The sequence below is a fragment of the Streptomyces katrae genome, from assembly GCF_000966975.1.
In the GTDB taxonomy this organism is placed as follows: domain Bacteria; phylum Actinomycetota; class Actinomycetes; order Streptomycetales; family Streptomycetaceae; genus Streptomyces; species Streptomyces katrae.
This window is the reverse complement of sequence record NZ_JZWV01000905.1, coordinates 1-5,149: the sequence shown is the minus strand read 5'-3', so window position 1 is coordinate 5,149 and position 5,149 is coordinate 1. Positions and strand designations below refer to the sequence as shown.

6 protein-coding genes and 3 pseudogenes are annotated in these 5,149 nt (G+C 69.5%); 4 read left to right on the top strand and 5 right to left on the bottom strand.

Annotated features, from left to right (window positions below; translation table 11 throughout):
* A pseudogene (locus VR44_RS47695) lies at positions 1-453 on the top strand (hypothetical protein); the annotation flags it as partial.
* Positions 454-978: 525 nt separating this feature from the next.
* Here VR44_RS47695 and VR44_RS29265 read toward each other — a convergent pair.
* Positions 979-1,518: a hypothetical protein gene (locus tag VR44_RS29265; RefSeq protein WP_045950629.1), complete on the bottom strand. Its 540-nt coding sequence runs from the start codon at positions 1,516-1,518 to the stop codon at positions 979-981.
* On the opposite strand from VR44_RS29265, the gene VR44_RS45395 reads away from it, so the two are divergent.
* The gene (locus VR44_RS45395) at positions 1,517-1,744 is read left to right on the top strand and encodes a hypothetical protein (RefSeq protein WP_157880437.1); all 228 of its coding nucleotides are present in this window, start codon (positions 1,517-1,519) and stop codon (positions 1,742-1,744) included. The two genes, VR44_RS29265 and VR44_RS45395, sit on opposite strands and share 2 nt — an antisense overlap.
* Positions 1,745-1,940: 196 nt before the next feature.
* On the opposite strand, the gene VR44_RS29260 is transcribed toward VR44_RS45395, so the two are convergent.
* Positions 1,941-2,441 carry an NUDIX domain-containing protein gene (locus VR44_RS29260; protein WP_425424539.1) on the bottom strand — a complete coding sequence of 167 codons (501 nt, stop codon included), beginning with the start codon at positions 2,439-2,441 and terminating at the stop codon, positions 1,941-1,943.
* A gap of 410 nt (positions 2,442-2,851) precedes the next feature.
* Between VR44_RS29260 and VR44_RS45390 the strand changes: the two genes are divergently transcribed.
* Positions 2,852-3,073 carry a hypothetical protein gene (locus VR44_RS45390; protein ID WP_157880436.1) on the top strand — a complete coding sequence of 74 codons (222 nt, stop codon included), beginning with the start codon at positions 2,852-2,854 and terminating at the stop codon, positions 3,071-3,073.
* Between the two features lie 76 nt (positions 3,074-3,149).
* On the opposite strand, the gene VR44_RS29250 is transcribed toward VR44_RS45390, so the two are convergent.
* Complete coding sequence (locus VR44_RS29250) at positions 3,150-3,479, bottom strand: carboxymuconolactone decarboxylase family protein (RefSeq protein ID WP_045950626.1); 330 nt, start codon at positions 3,477-3,479, stop codon at positions 3,150-3,152.
* Positions 3,480-3,598: 119 nt separating this feature from the next.
* Here VR44_RS29250 and VR44_RS29245 point away from each other — a divergent pair, with 119 nt between their 5' ends.
* A complete protein-coding gene (locus VR44_RS29245; RefSeq protein ID WP_045950625.1) occupies positions 3,599-4,483 on the top strand; it encodes a LysR family transcriptional regulator in 885 nt (294 codons plus the stop codon).
* A 62-nt stretch (positions 4,484-4,545) separates the two neighbouring features.
* Here VR44_RS29245 and VR44_RS47690 read toward each other — a convergent pair.
* Both VR44_RS47690 and VR44_RS47685 read right to left on the bottom strand, forming a co-directional pair.
* A pseudogene (locus VR44_RS47690) lies at positions 4,546-5,001 on the bottom strand (hypothetical protein); the annotation flags it as partial.
* Positions 5,002-5,065: 64 nt separating this feature from the next.
* A pseudogene (locus VR44_RS47685) lies at positions 5,066-5,149 on the bottom strand (30S ribosomal protein S18); the annotation flags it as partial.

The window sequence follows — 5,149 nt, the reverse complement described above, 5'->3', positions numbered from 1 at the left end:
TGGAGCCGGAGGAGAACCCCGCGCCGGGCCGGACAGCAGGCACGGCGCTCCGAACACCACCCCTCCAAGCCGTCTCGCGATGCCCTGCCTGACAGCGGCGGGACGCGCTGGCGGGCCTGCCCGCATGCGCACCACCTACGCCGGCGGGCGAAGAAGATCCTTGGGGAGGACCCGGTTTCCCTGGTCTGGTGCGAGATACCCGGAGCCGTCCGCAAACCGCCCAAGGCGATCCACAGGGCGGCGGATAAGGGAAGGCTCTCGCCCGGGCGCCACTGGCTGTTCTATGTCGGTGTCGTCGTGTTCTTCTTCGTCTTCATCCCCATGTTCCTGCTCGACCAGTTGAGCAGGAAGATCGAAGGACGACCCGAGCGCCGTAAGCCACACGGAGAAACCTCGCATCGGGAGACCTCCGGGGCCGCCGGACCCGGGAGCACGTCAAGTCTTCGATGGTGACTGGAACCTGGCGGCAGGTCAGCTCCTACTGCGCTGGTATGGCCACTCTCCCAACCCGAAGCGCCTGGTGATGGTCACCCGCGATCGGTCTGCGTGGCGGCTTCACCGGGTCGGCGGCTGTTCCCGACCAAGGCCGCCGACTTCGAGCCGACCGCCGAGTTCCCGGCACATGAGGCGCGTGTCGAAGCCGAGGCCGGTCAGCCAAGCGGCTTCGCGACCTCCCGACTGTGCTTCGCGGACGGATCCTGGCTGGAACTCGGTCGTCTCGCACAACCCGATGACGCCGACCGCTTCCTGAGCCTCACGGCCGCCGAGGACGAACGGATCCCTCGGTCAGCTGGTGCAGCGGCCGGAGGACGTCTGGTCGTTGTCGGCGGCGGTCATGTCGGGGTGCCAGAAGCGGCACCGGCCGGCCGCTCAGCGTAGACGGGAACGGCCGGGCGCGGGGTGCGGCTGGTCAGACGCGCATGTACTTGCGCACGGCGGTCTGGCCCTGAACGGAGAAGGTGGTGGTCCTTGACGGGCTCAGGGCGTGCCTGGGTCTCTGACGTTCGTGTCGACGTTCCACCGTCGGGGCAGGTCTGCGTCGCAGAAGACGCAGACGAAGTGGCCCTCTCGAACGATGTTGTGCCGGTGGCAGCCTGGGCACCGGCGGAATAGCACCGGGTGTGTGAAGTAGTCCGGGTGGTCGAGGGCGGCTTGATCCAGGGCCTGTGCCACGGCTGGCCACGATGCGACGTCCGGGCAGTAGCCGGTCGACTGATTGCTGACCTCGGTCACTATCCAGCGTCCGGCCTCCGACGCGAAGCTGACTTCGCCGGCGCTCAGCACCAGGCCGCCGCCCGCGCAGGCGGCATGTTCGCTGCGGCGTGGTGCCAGTAGCAGGGCGCCGTCCGTGCCGATGACGAAGGTGAGGGGCTCCTTCAGTTCCCCGGCGCTCTGGGCTGCTGCCCAGTCTGCGAAGTCGGCAGGCGTGCGGATCGGGGCACCGCTGTTCGCTGTCTGGACGGCGGCGATCACGTGGTGTGGCCCGACATAGCGGTAGGCCCGACTCGGCGCGCTCATGTCGCTCAACGTAGAGCACGTCGTGTTGACGTGCTCAGAGTTTCGGCGCGTTGATCTCGACCTTCCAGCGGGTCACCGGGTGCTGGTTCTGGCGGGCGTGAAGGGAGATCTCGGCGCCTTCGTAGGTGACGCGGAAGTGGGCGTCCTCGACTGCGTCTTCTGCGACGCCGACCTGCCCCGACGATGGAACGTCGACACGAACGTCGGAGATCCAGGCACGCCCTGAGCTTGTCCGCCACAATTCCCACCGGCTCGGCTGACCATTTCCTAACCTCGATGGGCTGGCGATGTCCAGTAACTCCTGAGCCCGTCCAGGCTCTGGTGAGCCGAAATTGTCACAGGAGTCCCTAGACCTCACACCACACCTCGCGACCACTCGCGCCCGAGCCGAACAACAGTCCCTGGGCTGAGGGGATCCATGGTCAGGACCGCGAGGCCCGGAACACGAGATACCGGCTGAAGGCCTCGTGGCTGTCGGGAGTGAAGCGCCACTCCAACAGAGCCGAGTGAAGCTCCGACTCGGTCAGCCAGCCACACCAGGCGACCTCCTGGGGATCGCGGGTCACAGCGTCCGGAACCACAGCTTCATGCACGCCGAGCCAGTGAGGGCTCAGGCCGCTGCGGTTGATGAACGTGAACAGCAAGCGCGGCAGGTCACGGATGCCCAGCTCTTCGGCCAGCTCACGCCCGGCAGCCTGTTCATAGGATTCGCCGACACCCACGGCGCCACCGACCATGACCTCATAGAGCCCGGGGAAGCGCGACAGCTGCTCCGACCGCCGATGGACGAGGATCCGACCACGCTCATCACGACACACCGTCGAGGCGATTCGATGCAGCCAGCCCTCCCGGACGGCCTGCGCACGGGTGACCACACCCAGGACACGATCTTGACAGTCGACGCGCTCCACCAGTTCATCCACGAAGCACACCCTGGCAGCACCCACTGACAACGCTGTTTCTCGGCGAGGCGCTTCTTGTAGTGAGCTCACGGCACGTGATGTCAGCGGCGCGTGGGTGGGATGGCCGGACTGTGCCGTTGACCTTCTAGGAGCCTTCGTGACGTCCTCGTACCCATCCCTGGCTCGTGCCTTGGCCGACGCCGTTGTCGATGTCCTGTGGTTCAACGACGGCAGCGAAGAGGAGCAGATGGATCGGGACGACGCGGTCAAGTCATGGAGGGCGTGTCCCACGTGCTCAGCACTCTGCCGAGTGATCAGCGACGGGAGTTGATCGAGCTGGTCGGGGATTCACGATCGTCACGGATACCCCCAAGGACACTGACCCCGACGAAGAGCCATTCGATGTCGTCTCCCACGGCCAAGGCGCCAGCGTGTGGGTGGACACCGGCTACGAGGCGACCGTCTACGACCATTCGGGCAACGAGGTCGACTGCAGGCATCAGCGTCCCCTCGAAGTCCTGCGCGCCTGGACCGAGGCTTCCGAGGCTGCCGCGGAGGGCCTTCGCCGCGGAGCGGGGATCCGCCCGGCCGGCTCCGTCCATGGTCGCGGTGCTGTCCTGGCTCTTGCGCGGCTGAACGGCCGGCAGGTGTGAAAACGGGGCCCGGAGCGCATGCGGTCCGGACCCCGATCCATGCCCGGCTGCCCCGGGCACCACGACAAGGCTGCGGCTAGTGACCGTGTCCCTCGTACAGGCGGTCGGCCATCAGTGCGTGGGCCAGGGTTCCGCCCGCGCGGACCGCGGCGGTGACGAAGGCGGTCTCGGCCAGTTCCTCGGCGGTGACGCCGTGCCGGCGAGCGGCGGCGGTGTGCACGTCGAGGCAGTACGCGCACTGGGTCACCAGCGCCACCGCCACGGAGATCAGCTCGCGGTAGCGGCGCGGGACCGCGCCGTCCTCCCGGTCGACGGCCTCCTGGAAGGCGCGCCATGCCGCGAACTCCGCCGGGGCATTGGCGCCGACCGAACGAGCGCGCTTGAGGTCGTCGGGGTCTGTGTACACGGCGGGCTCCTTGAGCGGTGCGGTGGTTCCGTTGGTGGTTCCACCCCACCGCGGCAGGGGCGGCCGCGTCCAAGACCGGTTTCGCAGGGACGTGTTCGAATTCGGTATCGTGGCCGGTCATGGACTTGCGGGCACTGCGCTGCTTCGTCGCCGTGGCCGAGGAGGGCCACTTCGGCCGGGCCGCGGCACGCCTGCATCTGGCACAGCCGCCGCTGAGCCGCCGGATCCGGGAGCTGGAGGCCGACCTCGGGTGCCGACTGTTCGAGCGGATCCCGACCGGCGCCCGCCTCACCGCGGCCGGAGAGGTGCTGCTCGCGGAGGCGCGGGACCTGCTGGAGCGCGCCGAGCGCGCCCGTGAACGGGTCCGGGGCGCCGAGTCCGAGCGGGTCCTGGTCCTCGGAACGGTCACGGGCGCCGGGCTGGACGTCGGCGCGGCGGCGCTGGCCGCGCTGCGGCGGGAGCGGCCGGGGTTGCGGGTGCGGCTGCGCGAGGCGCCGATCACCGATCCGAGCGCGGGCCTGCGCGAGGGCCGGGTGGACCTGGCACTGACCCGCCTGCCCTTCGACACCTCCGGCCTGACGGTCCGCCTGCTCGGCGAGGAGCCGCTCGTGGCCGTCCTGCCGGCGGAGGACCCGCTGGCGGGCCGCCCGCGGCTGCACGTCGCCGAGCTCGCCGGCCGGCCGCGCTTCCGGCTGCCGCCGGGTACGGACGCACGGTGGCGTGCGTACTGGCTCGGCGCCCCGGACGACGCCCCGGGTCCGGTGGTGTCCTCCACCGAGGAGTGCCTGCACGCCGTCCTCTGGGAGGGCACGGTCGGCCTGCTCCCGGCCGGCGCGGCACGCCGGCACGCCCGCCCCGGCATCGCCTTCGTCCCGGTCGACGGCCACGCACCGAGCCGCATCGTCACAGCCCACCGCGCCACCGCGCCCGACCCCCGGGCCGAGGCTCTCGCGCAGGCCCTCACCGAAGCGTTCGCCGCCCGCCCGCCCGCCGCCCTCGCGTAGTAGGCGCCGCTTCCAGCGGCCGATGTCCTCGGCGGTCTCTGCGGGTCAGCTGGTGGTGACCGCGTGTCGTCGATCACGAATGACGTCTGCGGGCTGGAGTCCTCGGTGCCGTTGAACTTGATGGTCACCGTCTGCCCCGCGAACGAGGACAGGTCGAAGGTCTTCTGCGCGTAGCCGGTGTTCTTGTCGAGGTTGGTGTAGCTCACCAGGGTGCTGGAGTTGGCCGTCGCCGTCAGCTTGTCGTAGGCCGTGGTGGTGGTCGTCTCCGCGGTGGAGATGTGCAGGTAGTAGCTGAGGGTGGCGTGGCAGCCGGCCGGGATCGTCATCGACTGGGAGAGCGAGTCGGTGTGTGTCGAGCCGTTGCCGTTGAGCCATGACTTCCAGGAGCCGGAGTGCGCGGCCTCGCCGCTGCCGGTGGCGTTGGTGGTGTCCTTGGCGGTGACCGTCACGCTGTAGGTGCCCGCGGTGGTCGGGGCACCGCTGAGGGCGGGATTGTTCCCTTGGCGCGCGAGATCGGTTGCCTGGTTCAGCGGGTGGCCACCACGACGGTTGCGCCGGTGACCAGGAGACGGTGTCGGCTCGCTATCGGCTGCTGCCATAGGGGAGTAGGGCCAACTCGCGGGCGTTCTTGATCGCTGCGGCCGGCCGCCGCTGCTGCTGCGCCGC